Below are 21,176 nucleotides of genomic sequence, written 5' to 3' on the forward strand. Positions count from 1 at the left end.
GAGAGTGTATTTAGCGGTTCAGCAGTTGCAGGCGTTCGCGGATCGAAGCTTCGATCCCGGCCTCGTCCAGCCCGCACTCGGCCAGCATCTGCGCAGGCTTGGCGTGTTCGACGTAGAGGTCCGGCAAGCCCAGGTGCAGCACCGACTTGAGGATGTTCTCGCGCGCCAGGAATTCACTGACCGCGGCACCGGCACCGCCCATGATCGCGTTTTCTTCGATGGTCACCAGCAGCTCATGGCTGGCGGCGATGTCACGAACCAGCGCTTCATCCAGCGGTTTGACGAAACGCATGTCGACCACGGTCGCATCCAGCGTCTCGGCGACTTTCAGCGCCTCGGCCAGTTGCACGCCGAACACCAGCAGGGCGGCTTTGTTGCCCTGACGACGAACGATGCCTTTGCCGATTTCGATCGGTTGCAGGTCCTTCTCGATGGGCGCGTTCGGCCCCGAACCGCGCGGATAGCGCACTGCCGCCGGGCCGTTGTAGAGGTGGCCGGTGGTGAGCATTTTACGCAATTCGTTTTCGTCGCTCGGGGTCATCACCAGCATGCCGGGGATGCAGCGCAGGAACGACAGGTCGAAGCTGCCGGCGTGCGTCGGGCCGTCTTCGCCCACCAGACCGGCGCGGTCGATGGCGAACAGCACGTCGAGGTTTTGCACCGCGACGTCATGGATCAATTGGTCGTAGCCGCGTTGCAGGAAGGTCGAGTAAATCGCCACCACCGGTTTCGCGCCTTCGCAGGCCATGCCGGCGGCGAGGGTTACTGCGTGTTGTTCGGCAATCGCCACGTCGAAGTAGCGCAGCGGGAATCGTTCGCTGAACGCCACCAGGTCCGAGCCTTCTTTCATCGCCGGGGTGATGCCGACCAGGCGTGGATCGGACGCGGCCATGTCGCACAGCCATTCGCCAAAGACCGCCGAATACTTCGGCCCGCCGGCTTTCTTCGGCGCGGCGGCCGGTGCGTCCAGCGGTTCGAGTTTGGTGATGGCGTGGTAACCGATCGGGTCGACTTCAGCGGGGGCGAAGCCTTTGCCTTTCTTGGTGACGACGTGCAGGAACTGCGGGCCCTTGAGGTCGCGCATGTTGCGCAACGTGGCGATCAGGGTCGGCAGGTCGTGGCCATCGATCGGGCCGATGTAGTTCCAGCCCAGCTCTTCGAACAGCGTGCCGGGTACCAGCATGCCTTTTGCGTATTCTTCGGTGCGACGGGCGATTTCCCAGGCGCCTGGAAGACGCGAGAGAACTTTTTTGCTGCCCTCACGCATGCTCGCATAAGTGCGGCTGGAAAGAATTTTCGCCAGGTAGTTCGACAGCCCGCCGACGTTGCGCGAGATCGACATGTCGTTGTCGTTGAGGATCACCAGCATGTTGGCGTCCACTTCCGGCGCATGGTTCAGCGCCTCGAACGCCATGCCGGCGGTCAACGCGCCGTCGCCAATCACTGCAATCGCCTTGCGATCGCTGTTTTGCAGACGGGCGGCAATCGCCATGCCCAGTGCAGCGCTGATCGAGGTGCTGGAGTGGCCGACGCCAAAGGTGTCGTACTCGCTCTCGGAACGACGCGGGAAGGCGGCGACGCCATCCTTCTGGCGCAGGGTGCCCATGCGCTCGCGACGGCCGGTGAGGATTTTGTGCGGATAAGCCTGATGACCCACGTCCCACACCAACCGGTCGTCCGGGGTGTCAAAGACGTAATGCAGCGCGATGGTCAGCTCGATGACGCCCAGGCCGGCGCCGAAATGCCCGCCGGTCTGACCGACCGTGTAGAGCAATTCCAGGCGCAACTCATCGGCCAGGGTTTCCAGCTCGGCTTCGCCTAACCGGCGCAGGCCGTCCGGCGTGTTGGCGCGGTCGAGCAGGGGCGTGGTCGGGCGTTTGCGGGGAATCTCATGAAACGTCGTGGGCATCAGGCGAATCGTTATAGGTATAAAAGATGCGGCAGTTTACCTGATGCTTCGCCCCCTGCCCACGCGTTGGTCTTAACTTGGCCGATACGCTGTCAGCTACGCCGTTCGACGATGTAGCGGGCCAGATCGCGCAAGGGCTCGGCGGCCGCGTCAAACGGTCGCAGCGCGTGCAGGGCCTGGTCGCGCAGTTCCAGCGCGTAGGCCTTGGCCGCGTCAAGGCCGAGCAGCGCCGGGTAGGTCGGCTTGTCGCGAGCGATGTCAGCGCCCTGGCGCTTGCCGAGGGTTTCGGTATCGCTTTCGACGTCGAGAATGTCGTCCTGGACCTGAAACGCCAGGCCGATGGCTTGTGCATACGTTTGCAGCGCTTTGAGTTCGTCCTTCTCGGCGCGGCCGCTGGCCAGGGCGCCGAGTTTGACGCTGACTTCGATCAGCGCGCCGGTCTTGTGCCGGTGCATGTACTCAAGGGCTTTTTGATCGAGCTTGAGGCCAACCGAGCCGAGGTCGATGGCTTGACCGCCGACCATGCCCGCCGGGCCTGCCGCGACGGCCAGTGCGCTGACCATCTGCAGGCGGATCTCGGCGTCAGCTTCGTTCAGGTGCGGGGCAAGCAGGGCGCTGAAGGCCAGGCTCTGCAAGCCGTCGCCAGCGAGGATGGCGCAGGCTTCATCGAATTTCTTGTGCGTGGTCGGCTGGCCGCGACGCAGATCGTCATCGTCCATGGCCGGCAAATCGTCGTGCACCAGAGAATACGCGTGGATCAGCTCCACCGCGCAGGCCGCACCGTTGGCTTGCTCGGCCTTGCCACCCAATGCTTCGCAGGCGGCATAGGCCAGCAGCGGGCGCACGCGCTTGCCGCCATTCATCACGCTATAGCGCATGGCTTCATAGAGGCGGGCGAGTTCGGGGCTCGGTGCGTTGAACAGGGTTTCCAGTGCCGCGTTGACACGGGCCTGGCTGGTCGCCGAATACGCTGCAATCATTCTGGCTGATCCGCGTCGAAGGGTTCCTCGGCCAACTCGCCATCACGCTCGAGCAGCACTTGAACCTTTTGCTCGGCCTGGGCCAGCGCCGCCTGGCAATCGCGAGTCAGACCGATGCCTTGCTCGAAAGCCGTCAGCGAGTCTTCCAGCGACAATTCGCCGTTCTCCAGACGCTCCACCAGCGTTTGCAGGTCAGCGAGAGATTGTTCGAAATCCAGTGCAGCTTTTTTGCGGGCCATGGCGGCTATTTCCGGTTGACGTTAAACCGGCGCGACACTAGCAGACATGGGGGTTATGGGCAAATGAGCAGGGCAGTTCTGCCACAGTGCCGGCGGCAACCGTTTCAACTGCGACGCATCCTTTGTAGCAGCTGGCGAAGCCTGCGTTCGGCTGCGCAGCAGTCGTAAAATAAGCGCTCGCGGAGTATCAGACATACGGTGCAAACAGGATTGACGACTGCTACGCAGCCGAGCCCAGGCTTCGCCAGCTGCTACGTGATTGTGGGACGGCTCAACTTAGCGACTTATTCGGCTCATTTTGTGAGCCGAATAACACCGCTATTCGGCTCACGTCCCTGAAAGTTCGTGATTCGCGCAGCAAACCCATATGTATCCGATTGTTAAAAATCCGCCAAATGGCTACTCTTCGCGCCTTCTACGACCCAATAGTCACGGGTCTTTTTGACGAAACGCAGTATTTGGATCTGTAACGCGCCGAGGATCGGGCGCAAGGTTTCGTTATGCATGGCAGGAGGCGTCACATGCGTTCACTTCTTTTGCTGCTGATGGGGCTGGTCTGCGCGAGCGCGGCCTTGGCCGAGCCTGCGGCCGTGCTGTCGGAGCCGGTCGGTGGCTGGCGCTTCAACGGCCTGCTCGACCGCAGCGAAAATCCTCAAGTCGCCTACCCCACGCCACCCATCGACCGAGGGGTGCAGCGCAATCGCACGATGATCGAAGGCCAGCTCAAGGCCTTGGGCACTCAGCGCGGGCCGCACACGTTGGCGGTCAATGGCAATCCTTTGAATCTGTACACCGACGAGCAGGGGCGGTTTGCCCGGCCGTATGCGTTCGGCGCCGGTTCCAACAGCGTCGAAGTGCGCAGTGCCGAAGGTCAGTCGCTCAAGCGCGTTCAATTCTATGAAGCCAACAACCTGCGCACCCCGGCACGGATTCGTGTGGTGTTGGGTTGGGATGATCCGAAAGCCGAACTCGACCTGCACATTGTCACCCCCGACGGTCAGCATGCGTTCTGGGCTCATCCGGCATTGACCAATGGCGGCGGCCTGGACCCGGACGGTGTCGACGGCCCCGGTCCGGAAATGTTCACCATGACCGCGCCGCTGCGTGGCACCTATCTGGTTTACGTGAACTATTGGGGCAACTTCGGCAACGGCGGCTATAACTTCGATGAGACCAGCAACCAGAACGAGGTGATTACCTCGCAGATCAACCTGGTGCTCAACGAAAACACCGTCGACGAAAAACGCGAGACCTTCATCGTGCCCCTGCGGGCCATCGGTGACCTGCTGCTGGTCAAGACTTTCAACTATTAAGCATCCCGCTCCACGGATGAATTGCTGAACTTTGGGAACATGAGCGTAAACATGAGCGAAAAGACTGTTTCCCCGGCCGCTGAAACGCCTGCTGCCAAAACTCCTCGCCGCTGGCCGGCGCTGCTGGTCGGGCTGTGCCTGGTGGCGGGCGTGGCGGGCGGTCTGGGCTGGTTCATGCACAAACCCAAGTTGCCGGTGGCGGCGCTGGCCAGTGACAAACTGGGCATGAGCCGACCGGACGGCCTGCTCGAAACCCGCTCCTTGAGCCAATTGCCCAAGGACTTGCTGGCGGTGCCGTTCCTCAAGGAAACCCTGACCGAAGATTTCGTCTTCTATTACGAAGCGCATGCCGATCGCCTTGGTTTGATCGGCAGCCTGCGGCGGATCATCTACGAGCATGACCTCAAATTGCAGGACAGTCTGATCGAGCAACTGTTCGATCAACCGGCCGACGTGGCGCTGTGGCGCGGGGCGGATGGCCGGCTCAAGGATTTCCTGTTGGTGATGGATCGCGGCGGTCTGGCCAAGGTGCTGGAACCGCTGGCCAAAGTGGCGCTGGACGATGCGCAACTGACAACACTTGGCGAGGTGAAAGTCGGCACCGACGAGGTGGCGCTGTACCAGCTCACCTACAACAACAGCAAAGCGCTGGTGTTCGCCTCCCATGGCGACAAACTGGTGGTGCTGTCCAATCCCGCCAAACTCTATGACCCGGCCAATGGTCCGAGTGAAGAGCCGGGCAGTGTCTCGACCCTGGCGCTGGCGGCATTGCTCAATGGCGACAAACTGTTCCCGGAGGCGTTCGGCCTGCCACCGCGCGCACCGGAAGTGAAGCAACGCCTGTCGGTCAATTCCAGCGTCCTGGCCATGGGGTATCAGCGCTTCATCCCGAACTTCGCCGGCGTCCGTTTCGACATGGACGACAAGGGCTGGCACAGCTTCCTCGCCCTGGATGAACTGGAGGATCAGCCGGACTTCGACTTCAAGCCGATCTGGCAAGCCATGCCGATGGGCGCCAGTGCCTGCGTGGCTTTGCCGCTCGCCGCCGAACAACAGAAACCGTTGCTGGTGAAACTCGGCGCCGAAGAACCGGTGGCCGAGGCCCTGACCGAACACATGGCCGGCGCGGCGGGCCTGTGCTGGTACGCCGATTCTCGTCTCTACACACCGTTGCTGGTGGCCAGCCTGAACGACAAGGGCAGCGCTAAACTCGATGCGGACCTGGGCACTTTGTTCGGCTCGATGGTCGGTGCCTTTGAACCCAACGTTGAAGAACACGCCTTCCCGGTGGTCGAGAAACAGACCGACCAAACTCATCAATGGCTGCGTCAGGTCAGCTCCAACTTCGGTCCTTATAAAGCCAAGGAGGCGCAAGACCCGGAAGCGATCTCCGGCAAGGCTTTCATGAAAGTCAGCCTCGCGCGTCACGGCTCGACGCTGCTGTTCTCCCTCGACGACAAACTCGTCGACAAGGCCCTCGGCACCCTCGACAAGCGCTTCCCGCCGATGGCCGACGTGGTGCCCAAAGACCTGCTGATGCCGATGTACTTCGGTCCGGATTCCATGGCGCAACTGATGCAACAGGAAACCCTCGACAGCCTGCCGCAAGACATGGAGCCGGTGTTTTACAACGCCGCGCAAACCTACCTGATCCCGAAACTGCGCAAGCTCGGTGGTTATGGCAAGTACGCCCTGACCTTGCCTGAAGGCAGCGAGCCTGACGGCCACTGGCAATGGCTGCCGCTGGAGTGGAAAGCCCTGTGACCGCACTCATCCGAGGCCTCGGCTTGCTGGCGATGTTGCTGGGCAGTCGCGCCTTTGCCACTGAGGCGGCGCCGCTGGACCCGCAGCAGTCCCAGGTGTTTCGCGCCTGGTTTGTGCGCATCGCCCAGGAGCAACTGACCCAAGGCCCAAGCCCGCGCTGGTATCAGCAGGACTGTGCCGGGCTGGTGCGTTTCGCGGCCAACGAAGCGCTGAAAGTCCACGACGATAAATGGCTGCGCAGCAACGGCTTGTCCAATCGCTATCTGCCGCCAGAGCTGCAATTGAGCGAGGCCCAGCGCGGCCTCGCCCAGCAATGGCAGCAGGGCGGTGGCAAGGTCGGGCCGTACGTCAACGCGATCAAACTGATTCAGTTCAACAGTCATCTGGTGGGCCGTGACGTGGCGCAAGCCCGGCCCGGCGACCTGATGTTTTTCGATCAGGGCGACGACCAGCACCTGATGATCTGGATGGGCCGCTACATCGCCTATCACACCGGCACCACCACCCCCACTGACAACGGCATGCGTTCGGCAAGCCTGCAGCAACTCATGACATGGAAGGACACCCGATGGATACCCGACGCAGCCAACCCCAACTTCATCGGCGTCTATCGACTGAACTTTCTCTCCCAATGACCGGTGCCCGCATGCTGCGTTTTCTGCCTCTACTGTTGGTATTAGTGCTGCCTTTTTCGGCGGTCAATGCCGAAGACACCGTCGAGCCGAGCGGCTATACGCCGGTGGCCGGCGAAAGCTTTTTCCTGCTGGCTGACAGCAGTTTCGCCAGTGACGAACAGGCCATGGTGCGCCTCGAAGCGCCGGGTCGCGATTACCGTCGGTTCCGCATGGAGCCTTATGGCGGCGCCGACATTCGCGTGTACCGCATCGACAAACCGCTGGATTTTCTCAAGCGCCAGAAGAACCTGCACCGCGTGGTCAGCGATGGTCAGTTCAAGGGTGAAGGCCTGTCGAATACCCTCGCGTACCTGTGGGACAACTGGTACCGAAAATCCCGTCGCGTGATGCAGCGGGCGTTCTCCTACGAGTCGCGTCAACAGGTCACCGAGGAAGTGCCGGAACTGAAGATGGGCAATGCGATGTCGGCGCCAACGCCCTACGACGCTCAGCCACAATTCGCCCTGATCCCGGGCCTGCCGGTGGTCAGTCAATTCCGCTATCCGCTGTGGCAAGCCAAACCGATCCAGCCACCGACCGGGGTGAACCTGGCCGGCTCTTCCAGTGAGTTCGTCAGCGTTGCACCGGGCAATGTGTACATCCCGTTGGGCAACCTGAAACCGGGTCTGTATCTGGTGGAAGCGTTGATCGGCAAATACCGTGCGACGACCATGGTGTTTGTCTCGAACACCGTGGCCGTGAGCAAGATCGCCGGTGATGAACTGCTGGTCTGGGCCGCGCGCAAACATGAAGGCAGTTCGGTGCCCAAGGTCAATGTGCTGTGGACCGATGGCCTCGGCGTAATGAGCAGCGGCGCCACCGATGCCGATGGTTTGCTGCGTCTGAAACACGTCAGTCCCGAGCGTTCGTTCGTGATTGGCGAGGACGAAGAGGGCGGGGTGTTTGTCTCCGAGAACTTCTACTACGACAGCGAAATCTACGACACCAAACTCTACGCCTTCACCGACCGGCCGCTGTATCGGCCGGGGGATTGGGTGTCGCTGAAAATCGTCGGACGCGAGTTCAAGAATGCCCGGGATTCAGTGGCGCCGAGCGCTGCCGACGTCAACGTGACCGTGCTCGATGCCACTGGCACGGCGCTGCAATCGCTGGCGCTGAAACTCGATTCCAAGTCCGGCACACAAGGTCGCTTCCAGTTGCCGGATAACGCGGTGGCGGGCGGTTATGAGCTGCGTTTCAGCTACAAGGATCAGGCTTACAGCAGCGCGTTCCGGGTCGCCGAATACATCAAGCCGCACTTCGAGATTTCGCTGAACCTGGCCAAACAGGATTACCGCACCGGCGAACCGGTCAAGGGCAGCCTGGTGTTGTTGTACCCGGACGGCAAACCGGTGGCCAATGCCAAATTGAGCCTGAGCCTGCGTGCCCAGCAATTGTCGATGGTCGACAACGAGTTGCAATACCTCGGGCAATTCCCGGTTGAGTTGACCAGCACCGAACTGACCACCGACGCCAAGGGCAACGCGACCCTCGACCTGCCGGCCGCCGAGAAGCCGAGCCGCTACATGCTCACTGTGTTCGCCAGCGATGGCGCGGCGTATCGCGTCAAGACCACCAAGGAAATCCTCATCGACCGTGGTGCGGCAAGTTTCAGCCTGAGTGCACCGCGTCGCTTCAGCGCGGTAGGCGACAAGGTTGCTTTCAGCTACGTCAATGAAGGCGCCAACGAGCAGAGCAAAGCGGTGACGCCGAGCAGCTACAGCTGGGTGCGTCTGGAGGACCAGACCACTGGCGAGGGCAAACTCGCGGCCACCGATAAAAGCTTCACTCTGGCCTTCGACCGTCCGGGCACTTACAACCTGACGTTGAAGGATGAGCATGGCCGCGTGATTGGCGCGACCGGTCATTCGGTCACCGGCGACGGCGTCAAAGCCGTGCCGGGCACCGTGGAAATCGTCCTCGATAAACCCGAGTACAAGGCCGGCGACGAAGCCCTGGCATTGATCACGTTCCCGGAGCCGATCAGCGATGCGCTGCTGTCACTGGAGCGCGACAAGGTCGAGGCCACGGCGTTGCTGTCCAAGGGCGGTGACTGGCTGAAGATGGAAAAACTCAGCGACACCCAGTACCGCGCGCGCATCCCGGTGAAGGACAGTTTTGCGCCGAACCTGACCTTCTCCGTGCTGTACACCAAGGGCGGCCAGTACAGCTTCCAGAACGCCGGCATCAAAGTGATTGCACCGCAAATCGACGTGGCCATCGCCACCGATAAAGAGACGTATCAGCCCGGCGATACCGTGTCGGTCGACCTGACCACGCAGTTCGCCGGCAAGCCGATTCCGGCGCACCTGACCGTCAGCGTGGTCGACGAAATGGTCTACGCGCTGCAACCGGAAGTCGCGCCGACCATCGACCAGTTCTTCTATCACCCGCGTCGTAACAACGTGCGCACCAGCGCCAGCCTGTCGTTCATCAGCTACGACGTTGCACTGCCGGGCAGCCCGGGCGCACCGGGCAAAGCCAACCGCAGTGAGCGCGGGGTGAAAGTGCTGGAGCGGCCGCGTCGTGAAGACGTCGATACCGCCGCGTGGCAGCCGGAACTGCTGACCGATGCCAACGGCAAAACCCGCTTCACCTTCAAGATGCCGGACTCGCTGACTCGCTGGCGCATTACCGCCCGGGCCATCGCCGATGACGGTCAGGTCGGGCAGAAGAAACAGTTCGTGCGCTCGGAAAAACCGCTGTATCTGAAGTGGAGCGGCCCGACCAAATTCCGTAGCGGCGACCAGCCTTCGCTCGGTGTTTTCGCCTTCAGCCAGGCAGAAAAGCCGGTCAAGGCTGAGCTGGTGATTCACTTCGCAGGCACCGAACAACGCGTGCCGGTGACGCTGAACAACGGCATCAACTACATCGCACTGCCCGCGTTCGCCTTGGCTAACGGTGAGTGGACCGCTGCGCTGGTACAGGACGGCAAAACCGCCGACGCTTTGGCTGTGCGTCTGACCGCGACCGGCGAAGGTTGGCAGGTCACACAAAGCCAAAGCCTGGACGTGGCCAGTGGCGATACGCCGCTGACATTGCCGGCAGACGCCAGCGACATTCGCCTGCGTCTGGATGACAGCCCGCAAGCGCTGTTCCGTTCGGCGCTGGATGATCTGTTGAGCTACCCGTACGGTGGCGTCGAACAGACGTCCAGCCAGTTGTTGCCGCTGAGCATCGCTTACCCGACCTTGTCGTCGAATCCGCAAATCCGTGATCGCTTGCGTTTGATCATGCAGAACAGCCGTCTGCGTCTGGTGCAAATGGCCGGGCCATCCGCGAGCTTCACCTGGTGGGGCATGGACGGTGAGCCGGATGCGTTCCTGACGGCGTACGCTTACTACGCCGACTGGCACGCCAGCAAGGCGCTGGAATTGAGCCTGCCGCCGGAGCATTGGCAGCGGGTGCTGGAGGTTTACGCCAAGCAAGCCAAGAACACGCCGCTGTTGCAGCGCGCGCTGATCCTGTCGTTCGCCAAACAAATGCAATTGCCGGTGAACACCTTGCTCAGCGGCTTGATGGACGATCTGGCGAAAGCCGGCGAGGGCAATGCCGCCAACCTGATGGAGGACGGCGAAGACAGCCTCGTCATGAGTGATCCGGATTCGGCGCTGGGCCTGGCCGCAGCACGTACCTTGACCGCCTCGTTGGCCAAGCAGTCGAAGGTCGCTCTGCCGGACGCGTTCAATCGGCAACTGGCGGCTGCGCAGCAACGGTTGGCGGTCAGTTCCCAGCCATTTGCCGAAGCGCTGAACCTGTCGCTGCAAGCCTTCGATCAGGCTCACGCGACAGCGCTGTTGCAACGGTTGCTGCCACAGCAATCGACGCTGGAGCGCGCCCTGGCGCTGACCTGGTTGCAACGCAGCATCGAGCAGGCGTCGCCGACCATCGCCCTGGCACCGGGCGAAGGCTGGAAGAAAAACTACGGTGATACCGGTGAGATGTACTGGACGTGGCAGGGCGCTACGCCTGTGCCGGCGGTGTTGTCGTTGAGTGGGGAGCAAGAGCGTCCCTTGCGTGCCGCGCTGAGCTTCCAGACCAGGCAACCTGCGGTTGATCCGATGGCCGTGACCATCACCCGTCGCCTGTCGCGTCTGGTGCCGGGTGACGAAGCCTTCACCTTCAAACTCGAAGCGGTCGGCTCCCAGCCGTTGTCCAGCGACAGTCTGTACCTGGACGAAGTCATCGTTACCAGCAAAGCCGCCAAACCGCTGCGGTACGGCATGGTCGAAGTGCCGTTGCCGCCGGGTGCCGATGTAGAGCGCACGACGTGGGGCATCAAGCTGATGGGCAAGGCGGGTACCGAACCGACTTCGCTGGAAAAAGCGCGTTTTGAACCGGGGCAAATGGCCTATGCCATTCCGGTGGATGCCTTGAGCGGTGAGTTGCGCCTGCGGCATCTGGTGCGTTTCTCGCAGAAAGGCCAGTTCAACCTGCCGCCGGTGCGTTTCACTCAGGTCTACGCGCCGCAACATCAAGCGCAGGAGCAGAAACCGGCCCTGGGCCAGGTCACGGTCAACTGACATGACCCGACCTCTGGTCTGGTTACTGCTGTGTTTGATCCCTGCGCTGGCGACAGCGCAGGACGAACCATTGCGGCTGGGCTTTAACGGTGAATTGCTGTCGCTGAGCCGGACTCAGGTGATAGCCCGCGAGCCCATGCCCGCTGATTTTCAAGCGCCGCTGGGCAGTCTGTGGAAGTTGTTCGTTTATGGCTGGCTGGTGGATACCGGCGCCCATGAATCGCCTTATGAGTGTCGCGGCCAGTCGAAGGACGAAGTGTATTGCTGCACGGCCGGCGGAAAAATTGAGCGCGATCAGGCGTTGGTCAAATCCTGCGGCTTGTACTTTGAGCCGGCGCGTCTGGGCATTGTTTCTGCTGATTGGCGCCAGTATTGGCAAAACCGACAAGCACCGGAGTGGCTACTGGACTTGCCATCGTTAAAGCCTTCCACGCGAGTTTCCGTCGCTGAATTGCTCAAGGTGCTGGCCGTGATGCCGGCGCAGGATCAGGCGCGGCGAGTGTTGCTGGACGTGGTGCTCAATGCCGCTGATGGCAATGTCGTGGGGGAACTCGGGGGCCGCTTGCGGGTGAAAACCTGGAGCTGGTTGGGCGATCAGGACCCGTCGTCGCGTCAGGGCGGGTTTGCCGGTTGGACCGCTGCTGGCGCGCCGATCTGGGCCGGTGGGCGCGGGACCAGTCAAATGGTGCTGCGCCATTACGGTCAGGCGTTGTCGTCGGTGTTGCCGGTTGATTGGCCCCTGGAGGCGGGGCGCTGCGTTGAAGTCGGGCTATTTTCTCGCTACCCGATCGGGCGTGTTCTGGCGGGAGATCGTGTTGTTGATTCGGGGCCATTGCAGGGCGACTATCGCGTCGAATTCAGCAACGGCAACCAACTCGATATTCACAGCGACGGCGAACTGTTTCTGCTCAAGGACAAGCTCGTCGCCCGTCTGGATCGTGAAGAGTACGTCGCTCGTGTCCTTCAGCGTGAAGCCAAACCGGAACCCGTCGAAGCCGCCAAAGCCCTGGCCATCGCCATCCGCACTTACCTGCTGCAAAACGCCAGCCGCAGCGGCGACTGCCTGAGCATCGACGACAGCAGCAGTCGTCAACGCGTCGCCCCGCGCCCGGCCACCGCCGAGTCGCGGCACATCGCCGCCTGGACCAGCGATCTGGTGCTGGCCGGCAGCACCGTCACCTACCACTCCGACCAACCCGGTCCGGACAAACTCTCCTGGACACACGCCGTCGAACAAGCCAACGCCGGCCAACGCTTCGACGCCATTTTGCTGCACGCCTACCCACGCGCCAGTCTCAGCCGCTGGGACAACCCCGTCGCCTCCTGCGAAGCGCTGCCCGCCGCGCAAGACTGGCTGCAAAAGCAGCGTCGCGGCTGGCGCCTGCGCCTCGAAAGCGAAGTCGGCTACAACGAAGTCAGCACCTTCGCCGTCTGTCGCCTGGCCTTCGGCCGGCCCTATGTCGACCGCGAACGCCAGCGCATTTACGTGCGCGGCGTGCTGTCGCTGCAAGACCGCCTCGACCTGACTCACGAATACCTGCACCTGGCCTTCGAAGCACACCCCAACGGCCAGGATGAAACCTACATCGAAGGGCTCGCCCGCCACCTCTTGCTGGAATAGGCCATGAAACTCCGTTATCCACAGGTCCTCCTGTTCCTTTGTTCTTTTGGCGTACTGCCGACGATTTTCGCGGCCGCCGTCAACCTTGACACTCCCGTCGGAGGTTGGCGCACAGGCGCGGTTGAAGGCGAAGGTGAAAACTTCCGCCAGACCGTCAACTATCCCGCTTCGTCGGTGAACACCCCCGTAGGCCAGGCCAACACCGCGCGCATCAGCGGCCAGATCAAAGCCACGCCCAAGTCTGCGGAGCCTGGCCGATTGATCGTCAATGGCGTGAGCATGCCGCTGAAAATCGACCCGACGGGCCGCTTCGATCGCCCGTTCTCGTTTCCGAACGGCAGCAACAGCGTCGAAGTGCGCAGCGCCGATGGCCAGCAACGCCATCGCACCCAGTTCCTCAACGCCAGCGGCGGCGCCACACCGGCCAAGTTGCGGGTGTTGTTGTCGTGGGACAGCGACGGCACCGACCTCGACTTGCACCTCATCACCCCGGATGGCGCCCACATCTGGTACGGCGACCGGGTCGCACCTAACGGCGCTGCGCTGGATGTTGACGTGACCACCGGCTACGGCCCGGAAATCTTTGCCATGCCGGCGCCGATCAAGGGGCAGTATCTGGTGTATGTGAATTACTTTGGCGGCGGGTATCGCAGTGATGAAGAGGGGGAAGAAGATGCGGTTCAGCCGCTGACGACTGCGCAGGTGACGGTGATTACGGAGGAGGGGACGCCGAGCGAGAAGATGGAGACGTTTCTGGTGCCGATGCGGGCGGTGGGGGAGTTGACGTTGGTGAAGTCGTTTAGTTATCCGTGAGGGGGTAATTGAGCATTGCATAGCGTCCTTGGTAGAACTACAAGCCAGTCCATTAGTGGGGTTTTCAGGCCTGTTCCGTCATTGCGCGTCGTCCTTCATAGATGCGTCATCACTGGCCAATTCGCGCTCAATCTGTTCGATGCTGGGCAGGCTCGTTTGCAGTTCCGTCGGCAGAGACTCCACTAATTGGTATTCGGCCACGCCGATAGGGCGAGCGTTATCGCGCAAGGCATATTCGGCCACTACCTTGTTCTTGCTCTTGCATAGCAAAAGGCCGATGGTCGGGCCATCCTGTGGGTGCTTGAACTGAGCATCCACTGTAGTGAGGTAAAAACTCAGTTGCCCCAAATGCTCTGGCTTGAACTTGCCAGCCTTGAGTTCGATCACCACATAGCAACGAAGTTTTAGGTGATAAAACAGCAGGTCGATAAAGAATTCGTCACCGCCGACATCCAGCAGCACTTGCTGGCCGACGAAGGCAAAGCCCGCGCCTAGCTCCAGTAAGAACTCGGTGACATGCTTGACTAGAGCGTTTTCAATCTCGCGCTCCTGAGCATCAAGAGTCAGGCCGAGGAAGTCGAAGCGGTAAGGATCCTTCAGCGACTCGCGGGCCAGATCGGACTGCGGTTTGGGCAGGTGGCTATCGAAGTTACTGACTGCCTTGCCGCTACGCTCCAGCAGACGGGTCTCTATCTGCATCACCAAAATGTTGCGCGACCAGTTGTGCTCGATGGCTTGGGCTGCATACCAGCAGCGGGTTTCTGGGCTGGGCAATTTGTCCAGCAGCGCTAACTGGTGATACCAAGGTAATTGTGCAAGCACCTCTTGCACAAATTTGGCGTCCGGCCAGGCTTCAGCAAACGCGCGCATGTACTTGAGGTTGCGAGGGGAAAAACCTTTCATATCAGGAAAGGCTGTGCGCAAATCCTGAGCCAAGCGGTCGATCACCTTGGCTCCCCAACCTTGTTGTGCTTGCCGGGACAAAATACCTTGACCGATCTGCCAATAGAGCAGCACCAGTTCACGGTTCACCGCAAGAGTGGCGCGTTGTTGGGCACTATGGATGCGACCTTTGAGCTCGCTCAGCCAATCGCCATAACCTTCGGGTGGCATGCTCAGGCTGACAGGGGTGTCGCTCATGCGTTGTTCCTCGTGGCTTTTTTGGCGCGATTTCGTTGCGTTTGCCGGGATTCCGTGAAGAACCATAAAAAAAGCGCATGCGAATGGGGAGCAATCTGTCCGACTCAACCGGTGGGATGGTGAATCCAATGCTGGTTTGGCAGGGACGGTCGAAGATAAGTCAGCGCAATTATCCGGCGCAAGCAGGTTGGATTTTCCGGATGTTTCCTTCGATAGAAAGCTGCTTGCTTATTAACCCTCTATCGCCTGCTGGAAAAGAGTGCCAGCACTGCTGAAGCTGGATAAGAGTTTTTCTACAGGCATTAAAAAGCCGGCTTGTGGCCGGCTTTTAGTATGTCCAAGATTATCCGTATTTGTCAGGATCCCCAATAAACATGCGAGCTGTAGCCGCAATTCGTCCAAATTAGGTCAAAGCCATCCATAGGAATCCAGCGCCAAGGTGTACAATTACGTGTACAAAGGCTCAGGAGGCGCTATGGCCAAGAACGTACTATCCACCAAAGAACTTGACCGACTGATCAGGGCGCGAAAGCCAGGCCGATTTGGTGATGGCGGTGGCCTGTACCTGAACGTCAACGCCTCAGGTGCTGCCAGTTGGCTGTTCCGCTACAAGCTCGGCAAAGCCAAGACCCGCATCATGGGGCTGGGTTCCTACCCTGGCGTCTCACTGGCCGATGCCCGTATTAAGGCGGAGGCTCAGGCCAAGTTGCTGGCAAGCAAAATTGACCCGCTCGACCAACGTGATGCCACCTTGCAAGCCGAGGCACTGGCAGAAGCCAGTCGCGCCACCTTCAAGGCGCTGGCCATCGAGTACCAGACCGCCCACGGTGCAAGCTGGTCGGAGAAGTGGCGCAAGGGCTGGCTGCGCAAGCTGGAGTTGTATGCCTTCCCGCATATCGGCCTGCTGTCGGCTGCCGAGATTGGTACCGGGCAGGTGCTGAAGGTGCTGCAACCGATCTGGAGCAGCAAGACCCGCACCGCCGACGAGGTGCGTGGCCAGGTCGAAGCCATCCTTGATGCCGCCAAGTCCCGTGGCTTGCGTGAAGGTGATAACCCGGCGCGCTGGCGCAGTCACCTCGACAACCTGCTGAGCAAGACCGATAAGCGCAAGGCACGCCAGCGCCGGCACTTCGCTGCCATGTCATGGGCCAAGGTGCCGGAACTGATGCAACAGTTGGTGCAGATCGACAGCTTTGTGGCCGTCGCCACTCAACTGATGATCCTGACCGGTGCGCGAGCGCAGATGATCCGCTTCGCTGCCTGGGACGAGTTCGACCTGGAGGCCGGCGTCTGGTCGCTGCCAGCTGACCGCATGAAGATGCGCAAGGCGTTCGCCATACCTTTGGCGGCTGAGGTGGTCGTTTTACTGCAGCAGCTGCCGCGCATCGAACGCAACCCGTACCTGTTCCCCGGCCAGCGTCTGGCTGGCGGTCGGCAAGCCACCGTCATTCACGCCAACGCCATCCGCAACCTGCTGCACCGCATGGGGCGCGATGATGTTACCCGCCATGGCTTCCGCTCCAGCTTCCGCGACTGGGCCAACGAGTGCACCAACTACCCGCGTGAAGTGTGCGAGTTGTCGCTGGCGCATGACGAGCGCGACCAGACCGAGGCTGCCTACTCCAGGTCGGACTTCCTGGAGAAGCGCCGGGCGCTGATGGCCGATTGGGCCAGCTACTGCACCCGCACCCCTGCCACCAATGTGGTGCGTATGCGTGAGGCGAAGGTATGAGCCGGCGCAAGGTATGAGCCGGCGCAAGGTCAAGGAGCGCCAGCTGTCCTTTGCGTTTCCAGATGGCGACGAGCGCGTGGCGCTGGTGAAAGCGGCCATGGATCAGATTGCTCAGTGGGGCTACCTGTATGTCACTGGTGACCCCCGACAGCGCGCCGAACTGCGCCCCCGGCTGATGGAGGTGGCCGAAGCTGCGCTGGCCTGGCAGTACACGGAAGAAAAGAATGCCCGCAATGGCATCACCAGTGGAGAGGAAAGGCGATCTGAGCGCCAGCCGGAATGGGATTGCTGGCAGGCTAGGGCAGAAGAAATCCGTGCAGCCAATCCAGCACTGAGCAAAAACGCAATCCATAAGAAGTTGGCTAAAGAGTTCGACGTTGACGAGAGCACCATTCGGCGCCGCGTACATTTGCCACCAGCCGATTGAAAATAGTTAGGCACGAACGTGCGATGCCTAACTTTCTGCTGCGTAGATTCATAGCCGTCCATGTCCACTGAGGATTGATGGTTATGCCTGCTACCAACACCACTCTTGCCGCCGAACGCCTTGCCGAAAAGCGCGAAAAGGCACTTCGCCAAGCTCAAGCCATTCGTGGAAAAGCCCGCCGCTACATCATGCGTCTGCCGGAAGTCACTGCTATCTCCGGCCTCAAGCGCAGCTCCATCTACAACCTCATGGCCAAAGGTGACTTCCCGAAGAGCCGCCGTATTGGCTCTGGGGGCGCGATTGGCTGGGACTCGCTGGAAATCACGGCATGGGTTGACGCCCAGATGGACGCGGCGCCAATCGACGATCACTTGGACATCCAGGACGAGGAAGAGGCCGAACCGGAGTCGGCGCCAGCCAAATGCACTCGTACCCGCCGTGCTCACCATGACAGGAAGAGGCCTAAGCAATGACTACGGCCAACCACCTCGACAGGCGCAAGCCGCCCGCCTGATCCAGCTCCAGCAGTACCTGAAATTACCTGCAATCGCCAAGGCTCTCAACGGGCCTGACGGGGGAAGTCATGTCTAAGAAAACCAAGCGAACCCGTATTGCCAAGGGGGGCGTCGAACTCAAGGTGGTGAAGATCATCCCCGCTGGCCTACAAGGCCTGGTTGTGGTGTTCAACACTCAAGGCCGGGCCAATGCCACACAGGCAGCGGCACACTTCGGCAAACGCCCTGTGGAATGGCTGCGTCTGCCAGAAAACAAGCGCTACATGGAGGCTCTCGAAAAGGGTGGGATTTCCCCACCGTTTGTTTGCACGATAACTGGCCGTAACGGCGGCACCTGGTTGCACCCCAAGCTGGCGGTGGCGTTCGCCCGCTGGCTGAGTCCAGACTTTGCTGTGCTCTGCGTTCTGCGCATTGACAGCCTGCCGTGCGGGGAGTGGGTGGCGCATCGGCATGAGTCGTCTGCCGCTTATCGCGCCTTGAGCGATGTCGTAGCGGCCAGCTATCAGCTCTCACACCAATGCGCCAAGGTTCCGTTTTACGCCTTCATCAATGAAGCCCGCCTGGTCAATGGCGCTATCTCAGGTGCATTCAAGGGCCGCAACCGTGATCAGTTGAACGATGAGCTGAAGGTGCTGGCCCTGGTCGAGATGCACGATGTTGTGCTTGTCGCTCAAGGCAAGTCCTACGCCGAGCGCAAGGCCGACCTCCTGGCCTACGCGCAAAGCCTTGGCGTCAAACGCCTGAAAGGCGGTGCAGCATGAGCTGCCCGGAGTTTGAGTTTCTCGACGACATGCAGGACCGCTTCGGCCAGTTCGACTTCGTGCCGATCGGTGATGGAGGCCTGCATCGTTTCCATGTTCCAGGTGATAAGCCAGGCAGCAAGAACGGCTGGTACGTGCTGCATCTGGATGGCATTGCCTCGGGCGCCTATGGCAGTTGGAAAGCTGGGGTATCGGGCACTTGGTGCAGCCGTAAACCGGTCGACGCACTGGAGGCCGCGCTGGTCAGTCAGCGCATCGAGCAGGCCCGACTCCAGCGTGAGGCTGAGCGAGTGCAGCGCCAGCAGCACACAGCCCAATATGCCAACCGCCTCTGGAACTACGCCCGTCGCGCTGACCCTGAGCATTCGTACCTGGTGGCCAAGTGGTGTAGGCCGTATAGCCTACGCCAGCAGGGTCACGCCCTGTTGGTGCCGCTGTATTGGGAAGGCCAGTTGGTGAACCTGCAACGCATCGGGTCTGACGGGCAGAAACGCTTCCTGCCAGGTGGCCGCATCACTGGTTGCTACTCACCGATCGGCCTGATCGCCACCAGCAAGCCGCTGTACCTCTGCGAAGGCTGGGCCACAGGCGCAACCATTCACGCCGACTCGGGCTGCCCTGTGGCTTGCGCGATGAACGCCGGCAACCTGCTGGCAGCTGGGGAGGCGCTCAAGGCCCGCTACCCCGACGTTGAACTGATCGTGGCCGGTGACGACGACCGCCAAACCGAGGCCGAGGGGAAGGGCAATCCAGGGCGAGAAGAGGCAAGCGCAGCCGCCCTAGCCCTGAGCAGCGACGTGGTGTTCCCGCAATTTCCTAAAGACGCACCGCTGGACCTCTCTGACTTCAACGATCTACGCCAATGGATGGATACCCACCATGACCACGCCTGATGATGGCTCTGATTACAGGTTGCCTGACCTGGGCAGCGATGAACCGGCCAAGCCATCGATCATCCCACTGAGCAGCCCGGTTACGTACCCAACGCCTGAACCGCTGGTACAAGAAAACGAAACGGCGGCGCCTTACCCGCTCGATGCGCTTGGCGATCTTCTGGGCGGCGCAGCAGCGGCCATTGCAGAAATCGTCCAGGTGCCCGAGGCCATGGCGGGGCAGTCAATCCTGGGTGCTGCCGCGATGGCGGCGCAACCTCATGTCAACGTGCACCGCGACGGTGCTGAAATCCCGATAGTGCTGTTCCTGCTCACCATTGCAGAGTCAGGCGATCGTAAGTCAGCTGCCGATAAGCTGGCGCTGCGAGCACACGACCAGCACCAGCGCGAGCTGCTGAGGACTTACGAAGAGGAGGCCAGGGCCTACGAGGGACGCGAGGAGGCCCATAAGCTCGCCAAGTCCGCCATCAAGAGCAAGTACAAGAAAGACCCTCGCCAACTGGAGGCCGAGCTGCTGGGCCTGGAGGAACCGGTAAAGCCGAAATTTCCCTTCATCTTCTCTCAAGACCCCACCCTCGAGGGGCTACAAAAGTCACTGCTGCACGGCCATCACTCGCAGGGCCTGTTCAGCGATGAGGGCGGCTCTTTCTTCGGCGGTTATGCAGCCAAGCCCGAGAACATCATGGGTACGGTATCGGGCCTGTCCAAGCTGTGGGATGGCAGCCCGGTCGTGCGCACCCGGTCGGCTGAAGGCGAGAGCGCCATGCGCTACGGCTGCCGACTGACCGCGCATTTGATGATCCAGCCGGTGATCGCGTTCAACGTACTGAACAATCCGCTGATGCAGGGGCAGGGCTTTCTGCCGAGGTTTCTGATTGCCTGGCCGGAGTCGCTGGCCGGTACTCGTCTTTATCGCCGCCTTGATCCAACCAAGGACGCCCGGCTGCTGCGCTACTGGGAGCGCATGAAGGTGCTGCTGGAGAAGGAAGTCACCCTGCTGCACGGCGATCCGGCCCCTTTTAGTGTGTCGCTGGATCAGCCCGGCATGGATCTCTGGGTAGAGGCGCATGATGCCATCGAAGTCCAGATTGGCAGGCTGGGCGACCTGGCGAGTATTAAAGCGACTGCCGGCAAGGCGGCTGAGAACGTCCTGCGCATTGCGGGCGGGTTCGCTGTCGTCGAGGATCGCGGCACCATCGGCGCCGATCTGATCGAACGGGCTACCAAGCTGGTGCACTGGTATCTGGCCGAGGACCTGCGCCTGACCCATCGCAGCAAAGGTGACGAGCAGCTTCAGCAGGCGCAGCAGTTGCTGGATTGGCTGGTGGAGAAGGATTGGCAGAGCTTTGACCGAGATAAGCTATGTAGAAGCGGGCCGCCATTCGTTCGCAAGGACACCAAGAAGCGCAACGCCTTGCTGGGCGAATTGGTGGAGCGCCGTTGGCTGCTGACCGCCGACACCAAGACCTTCAAGCTGCACCCGCTGGCGCTGAAGAAGACAGCCAAGGCACCCGTCACTCGCCCATCTTCATCCCTGAATGGCGCTTCCAAGCCGATGTTCGGGGGCGAGATATGAACGTCGAAGCAATTTTCAAATTGAAACCAGTGCGGTGTCTGCGGTGCTTTTCGCATAAACCCCGGAATAGAGCGGTTTGCTTTCTGCGGTGTAGTTGCGGTGTGCCTGCGGTGCTCTGCGGTGTATTTGCGGTGAAGCCTGATTCCGGTAAGAAAACCGCAAAACACCTCAACCCACCTCAACCCACCGCAACTACACCTCAGGCGCCAAACCTATCTATCTCGCAGCTTTCAGAAAGAACACCGCAGACACCTCAAAAGCCGCAGTCCTCTCAAAACAAAAAACGCACATTCGCC

General features: G+C 61.0%; 16 protein-coding genes. 12 read left to right on the forward strand and 4 right to left on the reverse strand.

Features of this window, described 5'->3' with window-relative positions; translation table 11 throughout:
- Window positions 1-10: 10 nt before the first annotated feature.
- From dxs to C7534_RS24825, 3 genes are all read right to left on the reverse strand, one after another.
- Window positions 11-1,909 carry a 1-deoxy-D-xylulose-5-phosphate synthase gene (gene dxs / locus C7534_RS24815; RefSeq protein ID WP_109787337.1) on the reverse strand — a complete coding sequence of 633 codons (1,899 nt, stop codon included), beginning with the start codon at window positions 1,907-1,909 and terminating at the stop codon, window positions 11-13.
- A 92-nt stretch (window positions 1,910-2,001) separates the two neighbouring features.
- Window positions 2,002-2,889, reverse strand: a complete 888-nt coding sequence (gene ispA / locus C7534_RS24820; RefSeq protein WP_046028769.1) for a (2E,6E)-farnesyl diphosphate synthase — start codon at window positions 2,887-2,889, stop codon at window positions 2,002-2,004.
- Window positions 2,886-3,128: an exodeoxyribonuclease VII small subunit gene (locus C7534_RS24825; protein WP_007894317.1), complete on the reverse strand. Its 243-nt coding sequence runs from the start codon at window positions 3,126-3,128 to the stop codon at window positions 2,886-2,888. Before C7534_RS24825 ends, ispA begins: the two co-directional genes overlap by 4 nt.
- Before the next feature lie 521 nt (window positions 3,129-3,649).
- On the opposite strand from C7534_RS24825, the gene C7534_RS24830 reads away from it, so the two are divergent.
- From C7534_RS24830 to C7534_RS24855, 6 genes are read left to right on the forward strand one after another with little or no spacing between them, the layout of a single operon-like run.
- The gene (locus tag C7534_RS24830) at window positions 3,650-4,441 is read left to right on the forward strand and encodes a YfaP family protein (RefSeq protein ID WP_109787338.1); all 792 of its coding nucleotides are present in this window, start codon (window positions 3,650-3,652) and stop codon (window positions 4,439-4,441) included.
- 51 nt (window positions 4,442-4,492) lie between these two features.
- Window positions 4,493-6,205 carry a DUF2138 domain-containing protein gene (locus tag C7534_RS24835; RefSeq protein WP_046028766.1) on the forward strand — a complete coding sequence of 571 codons (1,713 nt, stop codon included), beginning with the start codon at window positions 4,493-4,495 and terminating at the stop codon, window positions 6,203-6,205.
- Window positions 6,175-6,840 (forward strand): DUF1175 domain-containing protein, encoded by a 666-nt coding sequence (locus tag C7534_RS24840; protein WP_046028765.1) that lies wholly within the window; start codon window positions 6,175-6,177, stop codon window positions 6,838-6,840. Before C7534_RS24835 ends, C7534_RS24840 begins: the two co-directional genes overlap by 31 nt.
- Entirely contained in the window at window positions 6,837-11,402 is a 4,566-nt protein-coding gene (locus C7534_RS24845) for an alpha-2-macroglobulin family protein (protein ID WP_109787339.1), read from the forward strand. Before C7534_RS24840 ends, C7534_RS24845 begins: the two co-directional genes overlap by 4 nt.
- Before the next feature lies 1 nt (window position 11,403).
- Window positions 11,404-13,023: a DUF2300 domain-containing protein gene (locus tag C7534_RS24850; RefSeq protein WP_109787340.1), complete on the forward strand. Its 1,620-nt coding sequence runs from the start codon at window positions 11,404-11,406 to the stop codon at window positions 13,021-13,023.
- A gap of 3 nt (window positions 13,024-13,026) precedes the next feature.
- The gene (locus tag C7534_RS24855; RefSeq protein WP_109787341.1) at window positions 13,027-13,836 is read left to right on the forward strand and encodes a YfaP family protein; all 810 of its coding nucleotides are present in this window, start codon (window positions 13,027-13,029) and stop codon (window positions 13,834-13,836) included.
- A gap of 78 nt (window positions 13,837-13,914) precedes the next feature.
- On the opposite strand, the gene C7534_RS24860 is transcribed toward C7534_RS24855, so the two are convergent.
- Window positions 13,915-14,976, reverse strand: coding sequence for a PDDEXK nuclease domain-containing protein (locus C7534_RS24860; RefSeq protein WP_109787342.1), 1,062 nt, complete (start codon window positions 14,974-14,976; stop codon window positions 13,915-13,917).
- Window positions 14,977-15,451: 475 nt separating this feature from the next.
- On the opposite strand from C7534_RS24860, the gene C7534_RS24865 reads away from it, so the two are divergent.
- The 6 genes from C7534_RS24865 to C7534_RS24890 all read left to right on the forward strand — a co-directional run bounded on the left by C7534_RS24865 (window position 15,452) and on the right by C7534_RS24890 (window position 20,880).
- The gene (locus C7534_RS24865; RefSeq protein WP_109787343.1) at window positions 15,452-16,708 is read left to right on the forward strand and encodes a tyrosine-type recombinase/integrase; all 1,257 of its coding nucleotides are present in this window, start codon (window positions 15,452-15,454) and stop codon (window positions 16,706-16,708) included.
- A gap of 13 nt (window positions 16,709-16,721) precedes the next feature.
- The gene (locus C7534_RS24870) at window positions 16,722-17,135 is read left to right on the forward strand and encodes a hypothetical protein (protein ID WP_109787344.1); all 414 of its coding nucleotides are present in this window, start codon (window positions 16,722-16,724) and stop codon (window positions 17,133-17,135) included.
- Window positions 17,136-17,218: 83 nt separating this feature from the next.
- Window positions 17,219-17,608, forward strand: a complete 390-nt coding sequence (locus C7534_RS33160; protein WP_109787345.1) for an AlpA family phage regulatory protein — start codon at window positions 17,219-17,221, stop codon at window positions 17,606-17,608.
- A 110-nt stretch (window positions 17,609-17,718) separates the two neighbouring features.
- On the forward strand, window positions 17,719-18,411 hold the full coding sequence (locus tag C7534_RS24880; RefSeq protein WP_109787346.1) for a KilA-N domain-containing protein: 693 nt from the start codon (window positions 17,719-17,721) through the stop codon (window positions 18,409-18,411).
- On the forward strand, window positions 18,408-19,304 hold the full coding sequence (locus C7534_RS24885; protein WP_109787347.1) for a toprim domain-containing protein: 897 nt from the start codon (window positions 18,408-18,410) through the stop codon (window positions 19,302-19,304). Before C7534_RS24880 ends, C7534_RS24885 begins: the two co-directional genes overlap by 4 nt.
- A complete protein-coding gene (locus tag C7534_RS24890; RefSeq protein WP_177412276.1) occupies window positions 19,291-20,880 on the forward strand; it encodes a YfjI family protein in 1,590 nt (529 codons plus the stop codon). The genes C7534_RS24885 and C7534_RS24890 overlap by 14 nt, the downstream gene beginning before the upstream one ends.
- The last annotated feature ends 296 nt before the right edge of the window (window positions 20,881-21,176 follow it).

Source organism: Pseudomonas sp. OV226 (genome assembly GCF_003148705.1).
Lineage (GTDB): Bacteria > Pseudomonadota > Gammaproteobacteria > Pseudomonadales > Pseudomonadaceae > Aquipseudomonas.